The sequence below is a fragment of the uncultured Roseibium sp. genome (assembly GCF_963675095.2).
In the GTDB taxonomy this organism is placed as follows: Bacteria; Pseudomonadota; Alphaproteobacteria; order Rhizobiales; family Stappiaceae; genus Roseibium.
The window spans coordinates 1-18,346 of record NZ_CAXXSJ010000067.1; the positions used below are offsets into that span (position 1 = coordinate 1).

At 62.9% G+C, this 18,346-nt stretch carries 14 protein-coding genes and 1 pseudogene; 1 reads left to right on the forward strand and 14 read right to left on the reverse strand.

All coding sequences use genetic code 11. The features are described from left to right. Positions 1–360: UvrD-helicase domain-containing protein (locus tag ABIN98_RS26150; RefSeq protein ID WP_346914709.1), on the reverse strand; the 360-nt coding region annotated here is incomplete at its 3' end. 218 nt (positions 361–578) lie between these two features. Here ABIN98_RS26150 and ABIN98_RS26155 point away from each other — a divergent pair. After that, positions 579–941, forward strand: coding sequence for a hypothetical protein (locus ABIN98_RS26155; RefSeq protein ID WP_346914711.1), 363 nt, complete (start codon positions 579–581; stop codon positions 939–941). Between the two features lie 16 nt (positions 942–957). Here the strand turns inward: ABIN98_RS26155 and ligA are convergent. The 13 genes and pseudogenes from ligA to murD form a co-directional block, all read right to left on the reverse strand. Then, positions 958–3,116: pseudogene (gene ligA, locus ABIN98_RS26160) on the reverse strand (NAD-dependent DNA ligase LigA). A 52-nt stretch (positions 3,117–3,168) separates the two neighbouring features. Next, positions 3,169–4,839 carry a DNA repair protein RecN gene (recN, locus tag ABIN98_RS26165; protein WP_346914713.1) on the reverse strand — a complete coding sequence of 557 codons (1,671 nt, stop codon included), beginning with the start codon at positions 4,837–4,839 and terminating at the stop codon, positions 3,169–3,171. 131 nt (positions 4,840–4,970) lie between these two features. After that, positions 4,971–5,837 carry an outer membrane protein assembly factor BamD gene (locus ABIN98_RS26170; RefSeq protein WP_394701629.1) on the reverse strand — a complete coding sequence of 289 codons (867 nt, stop codon included), beginning with the start codon at positions 5,835–5,837 and terminating at the stop codon, positions 4,971–4,973. A 215-nt stretch (positions 5,838–6,052) separates the two neighbouring features. Continuing rightward, a complete protein-coding gene (gene lpxC, locus ABIN98_RS26175; protein ID WP_346914715.1) occupies positions 6,053–6,994 on the reverse strand; it encodes a UDP-3-O-acyl-N-acetylglucosamine deacetylase in 942 nt (313 codons plus the stop codon). Positions 6,995–7,249: 255 nt separating this feature from the next. Then, positions 7,250–9,019, reverse strand: coding sequence for a cell division protein FtsZ (ftsZ, locus tag ABIN98_RS26180; protein WP_346914717.1), 1,770 nt, complete (start codon positions 9,017–9,019; stop codon positions 7,250–7,252). Positions 9,020–9,119: 100 nt separating this feature from the next. Next, complete coding sequence (ftsA, locus tag ABIN98_RS26185; RefSeq protein ID WP_346914719.1) at positions 9,120–10,442, reverse strand: cell division protein FtsA; 1,323 nt, start codon at positions 10,440–10,442, stop codon at positions 9,120–9,122. After that, positions 10,439–11,311: a cell division protein FtsQ/DivIB gene (locus ABIN98_RS26190; protein WP_346914721.1), complete on the reverse strand. Its 873-nt coding sequence runs from the start codon at positions 11,309–11,311 to the stop codon at positions 10,439–10,441. Before ABIN98_RS26190 ends, ftsA begins: the two co-directional genes overlap by 4 nt. A 32-nt stretch (positions 11,312–11,343) precedes the next feature. Next, complete coding sequence (locus ABIN98_RS26195) at positions 11,344–12,270, reverse strand: D-alanine--D-alanine ligase (RefSeq protein WP_346914723.1); 927 nt, start codon at positions 12,268–12,270, stop codon at positions 11,344–11,346. Then, positions 12,270–13,241 (reverse strand): UDP-N-acetylmuramate dehydrogenase, encoded by a 972-nt coding sequence (murB, locus tag ABIN98_RS26200; protein ID WP_346914725.1) that lies wholly within the window; start codon positions 13,239–13,241, stop codon positions 12,270–12,272. The genes ABIN98_RS26195 and murB overlap by 1 nt, the downstream gene beginning before the upstream one ends. Continuing rightward, a complete protein-coding gene (murC, locus tag ABIN98_RS26205) occupies positions 13,238–14,653 on the reverse strand; it encodes a UDP-N-acetylmuramate--L-alanine ligase (protein WP_346914727.1) in 1,416 nt (471 codons plus the stop codon). The genes murB and murC overlap by 4 nt, the downstream gene beginning before the upstream one ends. Further along, positions 14,650–15,768, reverse strand: coding sequence for an undecaprenyldiphospho-muramoylpentapeptide beta-N-acetylglucosaminyltransferase (murG, locus tag ABIN98_RS26210; protein WP_346914729.1), 1,119 nt, complete (start codon positions 15,766–15,768; stop codon positions 14,650–14,652). The genes murC and murG overlap by 4 nt, the downstream gene beginning before the upstream one ends. Positions 15,769–15,787: 19 nt before the next feature. Further along, positions 15,788–16,945, reverse strand: a complete 1,158-nt coding sequence (gene ftsW, locus ABIN98_RS26215; protein WP_346914731.1) for a putative lipid II flippase FtsW — start codon at positions 16,943–16,945, stop codon at positions 15,788–15,790. Then, a complete protein-coding gene (gene murD / locus ABIN98_RS26220) occupies positions 16,945–18,345 on the reverse strand; it encodes a UDP-N-acetylmuramoyl-L-alanine--D-glutamate ligase (RefSeq protein ID WP_346914733.1) in 1,401 nt (466 codons plus the stop codon). The genes ftsW and murD overlap by 1 nt, the downstream gene beginning before the upstream one ends. Position 18,346 lies beyond the last annotated feature (1 nt).

An 18,346-nucleotide genomic window follows, 5' to 3' on the forward strand; every position in this document is an offset into this window, starting at 1 on the left:
GCCGATGAAGGTGGCGATCCGCTCCTTCATCTCGCGCGCGGCCTTGTTGGTGAAGGTCACCGCCAGGATTTCAGATGGCCGCGCGGCTCCAGTCGCAAGAATATGCGCGATACGGGTGGTCAGAACCCGGGTCTTGCCGGTCCCCGCACCGGCGAGCACCAGAACCGGACCGTTGATCGTCTCCACAGCCAGCCGCTGTTCCGGGTTCAATCCGTCGAGATAATCAGGCGCGCGCCGCGCCGCCATGGCCCGCGCGGCAATCCCGCCGCCGGCGCCATTCCCGGCGCGCGCGGGCGGTGCGGGCTCGAAGTTCGGCTCGATCCGTTCCCAATCATCCGAATACCCGTTCGGGTCTGCCATACCACACTTTCGCGAATCTGTGAGATCTCAAGAGAACAATATAGCAACAAGAGGCCCCAGGGCGAGGCTTGAAGTGAGAGAATTTGCGGGAAAAGATCAAATGCTGCCGCTTAAAGCATCCGGCGATAACATCGAGATGTTCTTTTCACCGCCCCGCTTCATATACGGGAACGTAACTCCGCTCAGGTAGAATGTGGCCTCATCAAGAATGAGGGACCATGAAACTTCTGAAAGACCTTGCCTTGGCCTACCTTGAGGCCCTGGTGCGCTTTTACAAGGTATGGGGCTACGCCACCAGAACGCAGGTATACGGCTTTCTGGCCGGAACCGTGGTAACGACGGCTGCCCTCATCGCGGAAGAGGTAACCACCGCCTATACCAGGACCGAAGGCGGCGTCCATTTCGTCACTGCCCTCATTTTCCTGCACGGGGCGGCGGGTCTCTCGCTCGTGGTCAGGCGGCTGCGTGACATCGGCTATCCCCCCTGGCACGTCTACTATTTGAAGTTTCCCTCAAACGCGATCATGGCGCTCCCCAAGCTGCTCTTCTTTTCCCAGCGCGCCGCGACCGCCTGGACATGAAGACGACTAGCAGCCCTCACGCCCCCACCAGATCGAACCAGTCGTCTTCGGAAATTACCTCGACGTCCAGTTCCTGGGCCTTGGTCAGTTTCGAGCCCGCGCCAGGTCCCGCGACGACGAGGTCGGTCTTTTTGACACCGAACCGGAAACCTTGGCGCCGAAGCGTTCGGCCATGGCCTTGGCCTCGTCGCGGGTCATGCGCTCCAGCGATCCGGTAAAGACAATCGTCTTGCCGGCGACCGGGCTGTCTCCGGCGTCGATCTTTTCCGCGTCCTTCGGCGTGACCTGTCCCAGGAGCGCGGTGAGCTGGTCCCGGTTGTGGCTTTCGGCGAAGAACTCGGTGACCGCCTCGGCGACGATCGTGCCGATGCCATCGATGTCGTTCAATTCCGCCCAGGCGTCGCTGCCATGGTCATGGGCCTTCTGCATCGCCTGGTAGAAGGCGTCCCAAGAGCCGTAATAGCGGGCCAGGAGCTTGGCGTTGCCCTCGCCCACATGACGGATGCCGAGCGCGAAGATGAAGCGGTGCAGGTCGATCTCGCGCCGGGCGTTGATCGCCTCGAACAGGTTGCGCGCCGACACCGCGCCCCAGCCTTCCCGATTGCGCAGCTTGGTCAGCGCCCGCCGGTCCCGTTCTTCCAGGGTGAAGATGTCAGCCGGCGCCATCACCAGCCCGTCCGTGTAAAAGGCATCCACCTGTTTGTCGCCGAAGCCCTCGATATCGAAGGCGTTGCGCGAAACGAAGTGCTTGAGCTTTTCCGTCGCCTGGGCCGGGCAGATCAGCCCGCCGGTGCAACGGCGCACCGCGTCCTGACGACCGGTCTTCGGATGGATCTCGCGCACCGCATGGCTACCGCAAGCCGGACACACGGTTGGAAATTCGAAAGGCTCGGCATTTTCAGGGCGCTTGTCGAGATCCACATCGATCACCTGCGGGATCACGTCGCCGGCGCGCTGGATCTTCACGGTGTCGCCGATGCGCAGATCCTTGCCGCCGCGAAGCGGTTCGCCGTCCTGGCCGATACCCTTGATGTAGTCCTCGTTGTGCAGCGTCGCGTTGGAGACGACCACGCCCCCGACGGTGACCGGTTCCAGCTTGGCGACCGGCGTCAGCGCGCCGGTTCGCCCGACCTGGATCTCGATGTCGTTCAGGATGGTGAAGGCCTGTTCCGCCGGAAACTTGTGCGCAATCGCCCAGCGGGGCGAGCGGGAGACGAAGCCGAGCCGCTCCTGCAGGTCCAGCCGGTCGACCTTGTAGACGACCCCGTCGATATCGTAGCCGAGCGTTGCCCGCTCTTCCTCGATCCCGTGATAGACGGCAATCAGGTCTTCGACGGTTTCGCAGCGCTGCATCTTCGGATTGATGGAAAAACCCCAGTCGCCGATGGCCTGGACCATCCCCATCTGGGTATCGGCCGGCAGTTCGCTCATTTCGCCCCAGGCATAGGCAAAGAACCGCAAGGGGCGAGACGCCGTAATGTCCGGATTGAGCTGGCGCAGAGACCCCGCCGCCGCGTTGCGCGGGTTTGCGAAGACCTTGCCGCCATTGGCCGCCATGCGTTCGTTGAGCGACTGGAAATCCGCGTGGGCCATATAAACCTCGCCGCGGATCTCCGCCACATCCGGCGCCTCGCCCTTCAGCACCTGCGGAATATCGGCGATGGTGCGCGCATTGGCGGTCACGTTCTCGCCGACCGTACCGTCGCCCCGGGTGGCCGCGCTCACCAGCTTGCCGCCTTCATAGCGCAGCGACAGGGACAGCCCGTCGATCTTCGGTTCGGCGGTCACACAGAGCGCGCCCATCAGCGGATCGAATTTCAGAAAGCGGCGGACCCGGCCAACAAAGTCGCGCACGTCGTCATCGTCGAAGGCATTGTCCAGCGACAGCATCGGGATCTTGTGCGTGATCTTGCCGAAGCCGGATGTGGGTTCGGCACCGACCCGCTGAGACGGACTGTCCGCCCGGATCAGCTCCGGAAACCTGGCCTCGATCGCATTGTTGAGCTTGCGCAGCGCATCGTATTCCGCATCGGAGACGGTGGGCGCGTCCTCGGCGAAATAATGCCGGTCATGTTCCGCGATTTCCGCCGCCAGACGCGTCAGTTCGGCTTCCGCCTGTTCCAGTGTCAGCGCCTCCACGGCGATAGCGGCAGCGGAATCGGATTTTTCGGTCATTGTGGCCCCATTCACCCAAACAGATATCGCCGGCAGATATCGCCGGAAGCCGTCAGCCGGTCGCTTCCGTGATCAGCTTGCCGGCCGCAGCACGCGCTTCCTCGGTAATCACGCTGCCGGCCAGCATGCGGGCGATTTCCTCGCGCCGGTGGTCTTCATCGATCCGGCGAACCCGGGTCGCAACCCGCTCCGGATGGGCCTCTTCCTTGGCAATCAGGAAATGACCGGCGGCCCGTGCGGCCACCTGCGGCGCATGGGTCACCGTCAGCACCTGTACATTGGCCGCAAGCCGGGCGAGGCGGACGCCGATCGCTTCCGCCACCGCACCGCCGACGCCTGTATCGATTTCGTCGAACACCAGCGTCGGCGCGGAGCCCTTGTCCGCCAGCGACACCTTCAGCGCCAGCAGGAAGCGGGACAGCTCACCGCCTGAAGCCACCTTCATCATCGGCCCGGGTTTCGTGCCCGGGTTGGTCTGAACGTAAAATTCCATCTGATCGATGCCGGTCCGCGACCGGTTTTCCGGATCGCTCGTCAGTTCGACGATGAACCGGGCCCGTTCGAGCTTCAGCGCGGGCAGTTCCTGGCCAACGGCCTTTTCAAGCTGCCGCGCCGCCTTTTCCCGGGCTTTTGAAAGCGTGTTTGCCTTCTTGTCGTAGGCGTCCCGGGTCTTGACCGCGGTTGCCTTCAGCGCCGCCAGCTTGTCCTCGCCCGCATCCAGATCGGCGAGATCCTCGCTCATGCGGGCGCAAAGCCCGGCCAACTCGTCCACCGGAACCGAAAATTTGCGCGACGCCGCGCGCAGGGCGAACAGCCGCTCCTCAGCTGCTTCCAGTTCGCGCGGGTCGAAGTCGGTCTCATGTACGGCGGTTTCCAGCCCGCTGCGTGCCTCTTCCAGATTGTCGAGCGCGCTGGCAAGCGCCGTCACCGGGCCGGTCAAAAGAGCGGGAGCCTGCTCCGTCTTGCGTTCCATACGCCGCAGCAGACTGGCCAGTTCCGGGATCGGCGATGCCGTACCGTTCAGCGTCTCGAACGCCTCGTTCAGGTCGCCGGCGATCTTCTCCACCTGCATCATGCTGGTCCGTCGGGCGGCCAGATCGTCTTCCTCACCTGCCTTTGGGGCAAGGGCGGTCAGTTCACTGACCGCGCTTTTCAGGTAATCGGCTTCCTGACGCGCCGTTTCGATCCGCGCCTCATGGTCGCGAACGGCTTTCTCGGCGGCTTTAAACGCCTTGTAAGCCTCTCCGAGCGCGTCCACGTCGTCGGTCAAACCGCCGAAGGAGTCGATCAGGAGCCGGTGGCTGTCGGGATCGACCAGAGCCCGGTCGTCGTGCTGGCCGTGGATCTCGACCAGAAGCGTGCCCGCCTGGCGCATGAGGCCAACACTGACGGGTTGATCGTTGATGAAGGCGCGTGTGCGGCCATCCGACGTCTGGATGCGCCTGAGGATGAGATCGCCGTCGTCATCGACGCCGTTTTCCCGCAAGAGAGCCCGGGCCGCGTGATCGCCGGGCACATCGAAGACGGCCGTCACCTGCCCCTGGGCTTCGCCATGGCGCACCAGATCCGCATCGCCCCGCCCGCCGATCGCGAGCGACAAGGCGTCCAGCAAAATGGATTTGCCGGCCCCGGTCTCACCGGTCAGCACCGACATGCCCGCGGCGAAGTCGAGATCGAGACGGTCTATCAATACGATGTCGCGAATGGACAGCGCAACCAGCATGGACGGAAAGCTCCGAATCAAAACAGAGAACTTATACCTATCATGTCTGCGAATGGTATGAGCCGATCAGACCGGTTACAAGCAGCAAAACGATTGCCGCGCGCATCGCCTCCAACACGCGCGATCCCCGCTTAAAAGACGTTGATGCCCTTGAACGCCTTACTGATCCAGCTGCCGGAATCTTCAGACGGTTCGTAACCGCCCTTGGTCAGCAGCGAATAGGCATCCTTGTACCACTGGCTGTCCGGGAAGTTGTGTCCCAGAACGGCCGCAGCCGTCTGCGCTTCGTTGACGACACCGAGCGCATAGTAGGATTCGGTCAAACGGAACAAAGCTTCTTCGACGTGACGCGTGGTCTGATAGTTGATCACCACCGTCTTGAACCGGTTGATGGAGGCTATGTAGTTGCGTTTCTTCAGATAGAAACGCCCGACCTGCATTTCCTTGCCGGCGAGCTGGTCCTGCGTGATCAGCAGTTTCTTTTCGGCATCGGCGGTGTATTCGGAATCGGGATAACGCTGGATCAGTTCCCGGAAGGCGGACATCGCCTTTTCCGTCATTTCCTGGTCGCGGGTGATATCCGGCATCTGGCGGAAATAGCACTGGCCGATGATATAGAGCGCGTAAGCCGCGTCATCGCTGCCCGGATAAAGCGTCAGGAACCGCTTGGCCGCGGAGATGGCCTCCGTGTACTTCCCCCTGCTGAAGTTCAGGTAGGCCAGGTTGACCAGCGATTTCTTGGCGTATTCCGAATAGGGATAAAGCTTGTCGAGTTCCTCGAACTTGTCTCCTGCATCGCGCAGCTTGCCCTGCGCGCGCAAGGATAGTCCCTCGTTGTAGAGAACCTCGGGCGGCGTGTCGTTGAGAGCGAGATCGTCGACATCGTCCTTCGAAGTACAGGCACCCAGCGTCAGGGAAAGTCCGAGAACAGCGACATTCAGGAATGCGGTGGTTCGATTGCCGCCCCGTTTAACCGGACGCAGGTCCTTAAGCTTCACCCTTGCACTCCTTCCCCGGGATCCGCCCTGGCTGATATCAGGGACCAGGCAGATCCGAAACGGTCATCTACATTGCTCGACGCGGGATGTTTAGCGGAAATAAAAGGCCGCCGTCACGCCCCAAGAGCGTCATGTGTCGCTTTTTTTGAGCTTTTTTGTGGCGGAGAGTAAATTTCGACCGCCCTGCCCGTTTTAAAAGACCGGTGTTTCCCGGCTCAGGAGACGTCCGGACCGAACGCGGCTGCGGCCAGACCGGCGTTTTCCGCATGTCCGATTTCGCGGAACGCGGGCGCCTCGACGATCTCGTAAGCGCTCTTGTCTTCGAACAGCTTGGCGAGAATCGCGTTGTTCATCTTGTGCCCGCCCTTGTAGGAACGGTACATGCCAAGGATCGGCAACCCGGCAAGCGACAGATCGCCAACCGCGTCCAGCGCCTTGTGACGGGCGAATTCGTCGGGCCAGCGGGTGCCTTCCGGATTGAGCACCTTGTCTTCGGCAATCGCCACCGAATTCTCAAGGGACGATCCAAGAGCAAAACCCATCTTCCAGAGCTGCTCGACGTCCTTCACGTAACCGAAGGTGCGCGCACGGGACAGGTCTTCACGGAACACCTGCGGCGTCATGTCGGAAGCAAACGTCTGGCGGCCGATCAGCGGGGTGTCGAAATCAATGGTGATTTCAAAACGCGTGCCGTCATAGGGCTTGAGTTCGCACCATGCACTGCCGTTGTCGACCCGAACCGGCTTCTTGATTTTCAGGTAGCGGCGGCCGCGGTCCAGATATTTGATGCCCACCTGGTCGATGGCGTCCACGAACGCGGCGCTCGAGCCGTCCATGATCGGCATTTCCGGACCGTCGATTTCGACGATCAGATTGTCGATCCCCATGCCGGACAGCGCCGCCATCAGATGTTCGACGGTCGACATGCCGTTATCGGACGGATCGCCGAGCACGGTCTGCAGGGCGGTCTGGGTCACCCGGTTCCAGAGCGCTGGCATTTCTGCCGCGTCATCCTTGTCCGTGCGCTGGAATACGATACCGGTGCCCGCATCCGCGGGAAGGAGCGTGATACCCGCCGGCTTTCCGGAATGAACACCAATGCCGGTAAGCGTTACCTGATCTGCAAGAGTTGTCTGGCGATCAATGTGGTTGGTCATTCTGCCCCGGCCTTTCGATTTCGCATCTGGAAACCCGCTCTAAATGTGCATATGCGCATTACGAACTGTTAACGATTGCGTCTTGGACAGGAACATACTCGAGTCCCCCCCGGGACATGAAATAAAGCTTTATTACGGTTTGTAACGCGATGCAGCATCGCAACACATTGAAATTAATCAACAAATTTTGACGCAACGGAAACAGCCCGGAGCGATGCTCCGGGCTGTCCACAGGGAAGAAGGCAAAGCGGCGAATCAGTTCGACTGTCTTCGCAGGAATGCCGGGATTTCCAGCTGCTCGTCATCCGCCGCAGACATCGGCTTCGGTGCGGCACGTCCGGTCGCGTCGAGCTGGCCGGAAGCACCGTCCGAACTCGGGCGCGGCGCGGGAGCCCTGGGAGCTGCGGGACGTGCGGCGGCGACCGGAGCAGGTTGCTGAACCTGCGGTTCCGCATGATGCTCGTGATAGCCCTCGTCCTCGTCATGCTCGTCCCGGCGGCCCAGGCCGCTGGCCAGACGGCGCAGCAGACCCATGGGACGGCGTTCCTCGTCGTACTCGTCGTGATGATGCACGTCACGCGGAGCGGGCGCAGGAGCGGCCCGTTCTGCCGCCGCCAGCTTGGCTGCGGCGGGTGCCGCGGCAACCTGTCGGGCCTGGATTTCCCGTTGCGCGATCGGCGGGAAGTCCTCGACCCGCGGCATGCGCGGCGACGGACTGTGCTGTTCGGCAACCGGCGGGATATACGGCCTGTTGACCGGTTCCTCCGCTGCAGCGGCAATCGGGGCTTCCGCATCCAGGTCGACGGCGGGCGTCTTGTCGCTGAGCATGTCCGGCGCCGGACGGAACGGCTTGATCTCCACGTCCGGGTCGGACGCAGCGGTTACACCGGCGGAGTCCGGAAGCGCAAGTTCGCGCTCGAGGCTGGCAACCGCCTTCCTGGCGGCTTCATCCAACGAAGATTCAGGCTTGGCTGCGACAGGCGCAGGCGCCGTCTCCACCTTCGGCTTGCTCGCGATGACCGGTGCGGCCATCTGATAAGGCAGATCCTGCGCACCCGCTTCCCGGTCGATCCCGGTTGCGACGACGGAAACCCGGATGATGCCGTCGAGGCTCTCGTCAAAGGTTGCCCCGAGGATGATGTTGGCATCCGCATCCACTTCCTCGCGGATACGGGTTGCCGCTTCGTCCACCTCGAACAGCGTCAGGTCGTTGCCGCCGGTGATGGAAATCAGCAGGCCCTTGGCGCCCTTCATGGAGGATTCGTCGAGCAGCGGATTGGCGATTGCCGCCTCTGCCGCCTGCTGGGCGCGTTTCTCGCCGCTTGCCTCGCCGGTCCCCATCATCGCCTTGCCCATGCCGCGCATCACGGAGCGGACATCGGCGAAGTCCAGGTTGATCAGGCCTTCCTTGACCATCAGGTCGGTGATGCAGGCAACACCGGAGTAGAGAACCTGGTCAGCCATGGCGAAGGCATCGGCGAAGGTCGTCTGCGCATTCGCGATCCGGAACAGGTTCTGGTTCGGAATGACGATCAGCGTATCGACGTTCTTCTGCAGTTCCTCGATGCCGGAATCTGCAATGCGCATCCGCCGTGCGCCTTCGAACTGGAACGGCTTGGTGACCACACCTACCGTCAGTATACCCTGCTCGCGGGCGGCCCGGGCGATGACCGGTGCGGCCCCCGTTCCGGTACCGCCGCCCATGCCGGCGGTGATGAACACCATGTGCGATCCGCTCAGGTGGTCATTGATCTCGTCGATCACCTCCTCGGCCGCGGCGCTGCCCACTTCGGGCTGAGAACCGGCACCAAGACCTTCCGTGACCGCGACGCCCATCTGGACGAGCCGTTCGGAATGGTTCATGGCAAGAGCCTGGGCATCCGTGTTGGCCACGACGAAGTCGCAGCCCTGGAGACCGGCAGTGATCATGTTATTGACGGCGTTTCCGCCCGCGCCGCCTACGCCGAAGACCGTAATTCTCGGCTTCAGCTCCTGAATGTCGGGCATCTTCAGGTTGATGGTCATGTTATCCTCGCGACCCACTGGGGCACCCGATACGGGGGCTCCCTCTTCTTCCCTAATCTCGTCAGCCGTCACCGGCGGTTCCTGTCCTTGGCTCATATCGTCAGAAACTTTCCCTGAGCCACTGGCCGACACGGGCCAGGTAACCAGATTGTCCACCCCAGCCGGTCCGGCGGTTCTTGTGCTCGAACTGTTCGATCTGTGCGACCTGGGGATAGATGAGAAGACCGACCGCCGTGGCAAATGCCGGTCCTTTCGCAGCTTCGGGGAGACCGGCGACGCCTAATGGCCGGCCCAGACGAACGTTACGCCCCAGGACCCGGCGCGCAACTTCACCCAAACCCGTGAGCTGACTGGCTCCGCCGGTCAGCACGATCTGTTTGCCGACACGTCCGGCAAAGCCGGAGGCCGTCAGACGATCCCGCACGAGTTCGAGGATTTCCTCCACCCGCGGGCGGATGACACGGGTCAGCGCCGAGCGGGGGATCTGATTTGGCAGATCGCCATCGCCTTCCAGCGACGGGACCGTGAGCATGTCCCGGTCATCGGAACTGCTGACGATCGGCGATCCGTGCAGGGTCTTCAGCCGCTCCGCATCCTGCAGGCGCGTAGCGAAGGCCCTGGCGATATCCGTGGTCACATGGTGCCCGCCGACGGCGATCGCATCCAGGTGAACCATCTGACCTTCGACGAACACCGAAAGGGTCGTCGTGCCGCCGCCCATGTCGATACAGGCGACGCCGAGTTCGGTTTCATCGTCGACAAGGGTCGACAGGCCGCTGGCGAACGGTGTGGCGACCAGGGTCTCCACATGCAGGTGCCCGCGGTTGATGCACAGTTCCAGATTGCGTACCGGCGGCACCTCGGCGGTGACCACCTGCATGTCGACGCCGAGCTTGTGGCCCATCATGCCGCGCGGATCACGGATACCCCGGTTGCCGTCGAGCGAATAGGAAATCGGCAGGGCATGGGTCACGGCCCGGCCCTCGGTCACCGAATGGGACGACCCGGCCGACAGCACCCGCTGGATATCGGCTTCCGTGACCGATTCACCGGCAAGCGGCACCCCGGCGGAGAAGATCTCGCTCTGCAGCCGGCCGCAGCTTACGTTGGCGATCAGGGATTCAACGGTGACACCGGCCATGCGTTCGGCGGAATCCACGGCCAGGCGGATGGCATGTTCGGCGGCATCCATATCGACGACGACACCGGACTTGATCCCGCGCGAGCGCTGATAGCCGTAGCCGAGTACCTCGACCGAATGGGACCGGCCGGACAGGACCGCGCCTTCGTCGCGCGGCGTCAACTTGGCAATCAGACAGCAGATCTTGGTCGAGCCGACGTCGAGAACGGACATCACGACGGCGCGGCGCCCCGGCAGGGGTCGCATGCGCGGCAGATAGAGATTGGACCGGGACTTCTTCATGTGTTGTGCCCCCGGGCCGAAGCCACCTGTCCGCGCCCCTTGCCTTCTTCCTTGCGTCGTTCCAGGGCCTCGTCGGAAAGCCGAACGACGACCCGGTCCGCCAGTCGCACGTCCACCGCGACGATGTCGCGGGACAGGAGACCGTTCTGCTCATCCATGGTCACCACGTCGGCAAGAGCCACATCCATGTTTTCTTCCGGCAAACGGATGGAAATGCCGTTTTCCAGCATCAGGTCCCAACGTCTTTCACCGACCAGAAAGGCCGCCCGGACCCGCGAGCGCAGACCCGGCACCTTTTCAAGGGCCGTTATGATTTCATTCGCGCGGTACTGCGCGCCGTGGTTCACGACCAGGAGCAGGTTGGCGTAGCGGCCGTCGACATCGTCCGTAATCACGTCCCCGGCCTCGTTGATGATCGAGACCACATCGCCGCGCTGCCACAGCGCGTAAGGAACGCGTTCTTCCAGATTGACCTGGATCGTTCCCGGATAGAGCTTCATCACCGAAGCGTTCTTCACCCAGGCGATATCGGTCAGGCGCTTCCTGGCGGCATCCGCATCGAACAAGGCGAGCGAAGAGCCTTCCTGGATTTCCAGCGCTTCCAGGATCTGGAACTCGTTGGTTTCGCGCTGGCCGGACAACTTCACGGCTTCGATCTCGAAACCGACAGCCGACAGAAGCGCATCGGAGACCTCCCGGCCGTAGCCGCCGAGGATGATGCCGTAGGTGATGGTGAGGCTTAAGAAGCCCAGAGCCGCCGCGGAGCCGGTCCAGCGCGGCAATTCCGCAAGTCGGCCGGCGGCCCGCCACACGGGCTGGCGATGCAGGCGCGCGACGCCACGTCCCCGCGGAGCCAGTTCGGCTTCCATCGGGGTCAGGTCGTCCCGCCTGTTTTTTCGCCTTAACGACAGCAACTTGCGTCCTCTACCATCCAACTGACCAGGTCCTTGAAACTCATCCCCTCGTGGGCCGCCATGTCGGGCACAAGAGAGGTCGGCGTCATGCCTGGCTGCGTGTTCACTTCGAGGCAAATCAGTTCGCCGGTACCGTCTTCTCGTTCATCGAAGCGGAAATCCGCGCGGGACACACCGCGACAGCCGAGAGACTGATGAGCCTCGAGTGTCAGTGTCTGTATTTTTTGGTAAACAATCGGTGAAATTTTTGCAGGAAGGATGTGTTTCGAGCCTCCTTCCAGATATTTCGCATCGTAATCGTAAAAACCGTGACCGACCGGAACGATGTCGATGACCCCCAAAGCCCTGTCGCCCATGACCGCGCAGGTCAGTTCGCGGCCCGCGATGAACCGTTCGCACATCAAAACGTCCGGATAGGGCCAGTCGTCGCGGGTCAGTTCCTGCGGTGGATAATCCTGGTCCTCCTTCACGATCAGGACGCCGAAACTCGATCCCTCGTTGATCGGCTTGATCACATAAGGCGGCTTCATAGGGTGTTCGCGGCCGATCTCGTGCCGGTTCACAATGCAGTGTTCGGTCACCGGAACGCCGGCGGCAGCCATCACCGCCTTCGCCTTGACCTTGTTCATGGCAAGCGCGGAGGCCATCACGCCCGAATGGGTGTAGGGAATGCCCATCACCTCCAGGATGCCCTGGATGCAGCCATCTTCGCCGAAGGGCCCGTGCAGCGCGTTGAAGGCGACGTCGGGCGCAACCTCTTTCAGGGTGGCCGCGACATTGCGGTCGACGTCGATCTCGGTGACCTTGTAGCCTGCCTCTTTCAAGGCCTTGGCACATTCGCGCCCGCTCGACAGGCTGACCGGCCGTTCGCTGACCCAACCGCCCATGAGAACCGCCACGTGTTTTTGCGCCATCAGCAGGCCTCCTCAAGTTTGCCCAGGAAGGGCGCGATCGCACCTTCGGGACCGAAGTCCCCAAGTCGCTTGATTTCCCATTCCAGCCGGACCCCGGAATGCTCCAGAACCCGCGCCCGAACCGTTTCGCCCAGAAGCTCAAGGTCGTGTCCCGTGGCGTTGCCGGTGTTGATCATGAAATTGCAGTGTAGTTCAGACATCTGCGCACCGCCGATGGTCAGGCCCCGGCAACCCGCCGCGTCGATCACCTTCCAGGCGGAGTTGCCTTCCGGGTTCTTGAAGGTGGAGCCGCCGGTCTTTTCGCGGATCGGTTGCGCGCGTTCGCGGTGCGCGACGACCTCTTCCATTTCCTTGCGGATCGCCGCCTCGTCGGCGGGCGTGCCCTCGAAGACCGCTTCGGTGAAGATCAGGTCTTTCGACGCTCCCGAATGGCGATAGGCATAGCCCATGTCTTCATTGGTCAGAACGAGCCGGTTGCCCTGCCGGTCGATGGCGGTCAGCTCCATCATGCGCTCGCGGGTTTCGGTACCGTGCGCGCCGGCATTCATGCGCAGCGCCCCGCCGAGACCTCCCGGGATCCCGGTGTAAAACGCAAATCCACCCAGTCCCGCCTTTGCCGCGGCTTCCGCCAGACGCTTGTCAGGTACTGCCGCGCCGGCGCGAAGCCGGTTGTCGCCGATTTCCTCGATCGTCCCGAAGCCCTTGGCACTCAAACGGATAACCACACCCTTGAGCCCCCCGTCCCGGATCAGCAGATTGGAACCGAGGCCGACCGGCAGCACCGGAACATCGTCGGGAAGCTTCTTCAAAAAGGCGGCCAGATCTTCTTCGTCGGCCGGCTGGAACATCAGCTGGGCCGGACCGCCAACCCGAAACCAGGTGACCGCCGAAAGCGGCTGGTTCGCGGTCAGCTTACCGCGAATGCCTTCGGCCAAGTCCGGATAGACCTCAACGAGATCGGGAAAGCTCACACCGAACCTCCAAGCTGCTGCTTGAGCTGATCGGGGAGCGCATAGGCCCATTGCGTGATGTTGCCCGCCCCCAGGAACACGACATAGTCCCCCGGCTCTGCTATCTCCGCGACCAGCTTCGCCAGTTCGTCCGGATTGTCGATCGCCCGAGCCGATCGGTGGCCGCGGGTCTTCAGGCCCGACACCAGGTCCAGATGGCTGGCGCCTTCGATCGGCTGTTCACCGGCCGGATAGACCGGTGCCACGATGACGCTATCGGCATCGTTGAAGCAACTGGAGAACTCGTCGAACAGGCTCTTCAACCGGGTATAGCGGTGCGGCTGGACGATGGCGACGACCTTGCCCTTGGTGGATTCGCGGGCGGCATGAAGCACGGCGCGGATCTCCACCGGGTGGTGGCCGTAATCGTCGAAGATCTCGATGCCGTTGACCGACCCGGTATGGGTAAAGCGGCGTTTCACCCCGCCGAAGGCGGCAAGCCCCTTGCGCAGATCTTCCGGCTTGACACCGAGTTGCGCGGCCACGGCGATCGCCGCCGTCGCATTGGAAACGTTGTGCAGTCCGGGCATGGGCAGAACGAGACCGTCAAGCTCCGTCACGCTGTCGCTTCTGCGGTCGCGGATCGCGACAGAAAACGTCGATTTGCCGCCACCCATGTCGACATCGCTGAAACGGACGTCGGCCTGCGGATTGGAGCCGTAGGTCACGATCCGCCTGTCCTCGATCTGACCGATCAGGGTCTGCACTTCCGGGTGGTCCAGACACATGACGGCAAAACCGTAGAAGGGAACGTTTTCCACGAACTGGCGGAAGGCAGCACGCACGCCGGCGAAGTCGCCATAGTGATCGAGGTGTTCCGGATCGATATTCGTCACCACGGCGATATCGGCGGGCAGCTTGACGAAGGTGCCGTCGCTTTCATCCGCCTCCACGACCATCCAGTCGCCCTGCCCCATGCGCGCATTGGTGCCGTAAGCGTTGATGATGCCGCCATTGATGACGGTCGGATCGAGATTGCCGGCATCGAGCAAGGCCGAAATCATCGAGGTGGTCGTCGTCTTGCCGTGGGTTCCGCCTACTGCGATCGCCTGCTTGAAGCGCATCAGTTCGGCCAGCATTTCGGCGCGCCGGACGACCGGGATCAGTTTTTCGCGCGCCGCGACCAGCTCCGGATTGTCCTTCTTGATCGCCGAGGACACCACGAGCACTTCCGCCTCGCCCAGGTTTTCCGCCGCATGGCCGACGCTCACCTTGATACCGTGCTCGCGCAGGCGCTTCACATTGGCGTTGTCGGCCATGTCGGAGCCCTGGACCTCGTAGCCGAGCGTCTTCAGCACCTCCGCGATGCCGCTCATCCCGATGCCTCCGATGCCGACGAAATGCACCGGGCCGATATCCTGCGGCATCTTCATGCGCCGTCTCCTGCTTCAAGTTTTTTCTTTGCGGCGATCCGTTCCACGAGATCCGCAAGCCGTGCGACCGCGTCCGGCTTGCCCTGCCCGAGCGCGCGCTCCGCAGCCTTCGCCAGCAGATCAGGGGCGTGGAACAATCGCTCCAGTTCCTGCGCCATGCGCTCCGGCGTCAGGTCGACCTGGCGGATCGGCCAGGCCCCGCCGGCCTGTTCCAGCCCTTTGGCATTGGCGCTCTGGTCCTGGTCCAATGCATGCGGCAGGGGGACCAGAATGGACGGCCGCCCCAGGACCGTGAGTTCGCTGACAGACGAAGCGCCCGCACGGCAGACCACCAGATGCGAGGCCGCGATCCGCTCCGGCATATCCTGGAAGAACGCATGGAGCTCTGCATCGATCCCGAGCTTTTGGTAAGCCGTTTCGACCCGGTCCAGATCCTCCGGCCGGCATTGCTGAACCAGCTTGAGCCGTCCACGCAGCTCATCGGACACATGCTTCAGGGCTTCCGGCATCAGATCGGAGAAAAACCGCGCGCCTTGCGAGCCACCGAAGACGAGCAAATGAAACGGGCCGTCCGACGCTGGCGGCTGATAAGGTTTTCCAGAGGCAGCAATGACGGCATCGCGCACGGGATTGCCAGTCTCCACCACCTTGGAGGCGAGATCGGCCGGCAATCCGCTCAGCGGCACACTGGTGGCAATTGCGGTTGCCCCCTTGGCCAGCATCCGGTTCGCCCGCCCCATGACGCCATTGGCCTCATGCAGAATGGACGGCGTCCCGGTCAGCCGCGCGGCAAACATCGGCGGAAACGTCGGATAGCCCCCGAACCCGACCACGGCGGCCGGCTTGAGTGTCTTAATAACACCGCGGGCCTGCAAGGTGCCGCGCAGCAGGCTGAGGGCGGTTCTCGCCAAGGCAACCGGCGATTTCCCGCGCAGGGTTTCGGACGCGATGATATGCACCTTGCGGGCCGGGAAGGCCTGGCCATAGCGATCGGCCCGCTCGTCGGTGGCAAGTTCCACCGTCCAGCCGCGCCGGCCGAGTTCGCTCGCCAGCGCCTGAGCCGGAAACAAATGCCCGCCCGTACCGCCTGCCGTGAGAAGAATGGTTTTACTCATGACTCTAAACGCTCGATCCTCACATGAGGCTGGAAGGCGAAAGGCGGCTGACGGTCACGGGCTCACCGCGGGTCGGCCGCGGCCTGCGCCTGGTCAGCGCCAGCAGCGCGCCTGCGGTCAAGGCCGACGACAGCAGCGACGAGCCGCCATAGGAAATAAACGGCAAGGTCATGCCCTTCGGCGGCATCAGATTGAGGTTCACCGCCAGATTGATCGAAGCCTGCAGGCCGAACAGAACCGTGAGCCCGGCCGTTGCCAGCCGGCCGAAGGCATCCTGGTCCCTGCTCGCGTGACTGAGCCCGCGAATGACGATAAAGGCGAAGATCGCGACCATCGCCAGACAGACGATGATGCCGAATTCCTCGGCCACCACGGCGAAGACGAAGTCCGTATGGCTGTCGGGCAGGATCCGTTTCACGGTCCCTTCTCCAGGCCCTCGTCCGAACCAGCCGCCGGACAGGAACGAATCCATAGCCGTATCGATCTGGTAGGTGTCCCCCGAAGCCGGGTCCAGGAACCGGTCCACACGGGCGGTCACGTGCGGCAGGAACACATAGGCGGCAGCAAGGCCCATGACCCCGACCACGCCGAGGCCGGCAATCAGGAACCACGGTAGTCCGTTCAGGAAGAACAGGCCGGCCCAGACCGCGCCCAGCAGCATGGTCTGGCCGAAATCCGGCTGGGCGATCAGGAGCGCCGCGCAGATGACGTAAAGCAGAATGGCGAACAAAACGCCCGGCACCTCGCGCCTGCGGCCGCTTTCCGACAGAAGGAAGGCGACAAGGACGACGAAGGCCGGCTTGAGGAATTCCGAAGGCTGGATCGAAAAGCCGAGAAGCGAAATCCAGCGCCTCGACCCCTTGACCTCCAGGCCGATGAACAGCGTGGCGATCAGCATCACCACGGAGGCAATGAAGATCAGGAGGGCTGCCCGCCGGACCATGCGCGGCGACATCAGCGACGCGGCCAGCATGATGCCAAGTGCGGGACCTAAGAACAGCGCCTGGCGTTTGACGAAGAAGAAGGTCTCGACGCCGATCCGCTCAGCGACCGGCGGGCTGGCGGCAAAGGACAGGACCACGCCGCCGACCATGAGCAGGAAGAAGGCCGCGAGCAGGTAGTGGTCCACGGTCCAGAACCATTCCGCAAAGCGGCTGCGATCGGCGCGGCTGACCATCAGGCGACCTCCTGGCTGGTGACGACCATCTTCAGGGCACGGACTGCCTTGGCAAAGGCATCGCCCCGGATTTCAAAATTGGGATACTGGTCGAACGACGCGCAGGCCGGCGACAGCAGCACGGACATCTCGGGCGCTGCGTCCTTTGCGGCATCAGCTGCGGCTTGCCGAACCGCCGTATCCAGTGTTCCGCTGATCTCGTAGGGAACCTCATTGCCCAGGGTCTTTGCGAAGTCGTCTGCTGCCTCACCGATCAGATAGGCCTTGGCGATGCGTGGGAAGAATTCCTCCAGCGGCGCGATCCCACCGGCCTTGGCACGACCGCCGGCAATCCAGTAGATGCGCTCGAAGCTGGCGAGCGCGCGGGCCGCCGCATCGGCATTGGTCGCTTTGGAATCGTTGACGAACAGGATCCGGCCGGACCGAGCGACCACCTCCATGCGGTGGTGCAATCCGGGGAAGCTTTTCAGCGCTTCGGCAATCTTTTCGGCCGGAATGCCGAGCGTCCGCAGCGCTGCGAAGGCCGCCGCCGCGTTCTGGCCGTTATGGTCGCCGCGCAGGCTGTCGATCCCGGCAAGGCTCGCGACCCGGACCTGGGCGCCGTCATGGGCTTCGAACAGCTCGCCATGTCGGGCATAGGCGCCTTCTGTCACTTCCCGCTCGCCTGCAATCCGCCACAAGGGCTTTCCAGTCAGTTCTCTGCGGTCGGCAATGGCCGCTGACAGCCGATCATCGACACCGACGACAGCCATTTCGCTGCCTTTAACGAGCCGTTCCTTGATCGCCGCATAGCGTTCCAGTGTACCGTGCCGGTCCAAATGGTCCGGCGACAGGTTCATGTGAATACCCACCGTCGGATCGAGGCCAGGCGCCAGGTCGATCTGATAGGAGGAACATTCGACCACATAGTGCCGTCCGGGCGCGAGCGGCTCCAGTTCCAGAACCGGTATGCCGATGTTACCGCCCATCTGCGTGTCGTAGCCGAGCGTCTTGAGGAGATGGGCGATCAGAGCCGTAGTGGTCGACTTGCCATTGGTACCGGTAATGGCGATCAGCGGCGCGTCGGGACACTGCTTGCGCCGCTCCCGGCAGAACAGTTCCACGTCACCGATCACCTCGATACCGGCATCGCGGGCCCGGTCCACTGTCCAGTGCGGCAGCGGATGGGTCAGCGGCACGCCGGGTGCCAGTACGAGCGCGGCGAAATCATCCCAGTCGGCCTCGCGCAGGTCTTGCGCGTTCAGCCCTTCAGACACGGCCATACCGACCCGCGCTGGCGCATCGTCCCACACCGTTACCTGCGCGCCGCCGGCCACCAGCGCACGCGCTGTCGCCATCCCGGAACCGCCGAGACCGAACAGCGCCACATGCCTGCCCTTGAACGAGGTAACCGGAATCATG

Bases quoted from the DNA above. Each gene is read 5' to 3' on its own strand.
- ftsZ (WP_346914717.1), bottom strand. From the start codon at position 9,019: ATGACCATCAACCTGAAGATGCCCGACATTCAGGAGCTGAAGCCGAGA.
- murG (WP_346914729.1), bottom strand. From the start codon at position 15,768: ATGAGTAAAACCATTCTTCTCACGGCAGGCGGTACGGGCGGGCATTTG.
- ABIN98_RS26155 (WP_346914711.1), top strand. From the start codon at position 579: ATGAAACTTCTGAAAGACCTTGCCTTGGCCTACCTTGAGGCCCTGGTG.
- ftsA (WP_346914719.1), bottom strand. From the start codon at position 10,442: ATGAAGAAGTCCCGGTCCAATCTCTATCTGCCGCGCATGCGACCCCTG.
- recN (WP_346914713.1), bottom strand. From the start codon at position 4,839: ATGCTGGTTGCGCTGTCCATTCGCGACATCGTATTGATAGACCGTCTC.
- murD (WP_346914733.1), bottom strand. From the start codon at position 18,345: ATGATTCCGGTTACCTCGTTCAAGGGCAGGCATGTGGCGCTGTTCGGT.
- ABIN98_RS26190 (WP_346914721.1), bottom strand. From the start codon at position 11,311: ATGGAAGCCGAACTGGCTCCGCGGGGACGTGGCGTCGCGCGCCTGCAT.
- murC (WP_346914727.1), bottom strand. From the start codon at position 14,653: ATGAAGATGCCGCAGGATATCGGCCCGGTGCATTTCGTCGGCATCGGA.
- lpxC (WP_346914715.1), bottom strand. From the start codon at position 6,994: ATGACCAACCACATTGATCGCCAGACAACTCTTGCAGATCAGGTAACG.
- ABIN98_RS26195 (WP_346914723.1), bottom strand. From the start codon at position 12,270: ATGGCGCAAAAACACGTGGCGGTTCTCATGGGCGGTTGGGTCAGCGAA.
- ftsW (WP_346914731.1), bottom strand. From the start codon at position 16,945: ATGGTCAGCCGCGCCGATCGCAGCCGCTTTGCGGAATGGTTCTGGACC.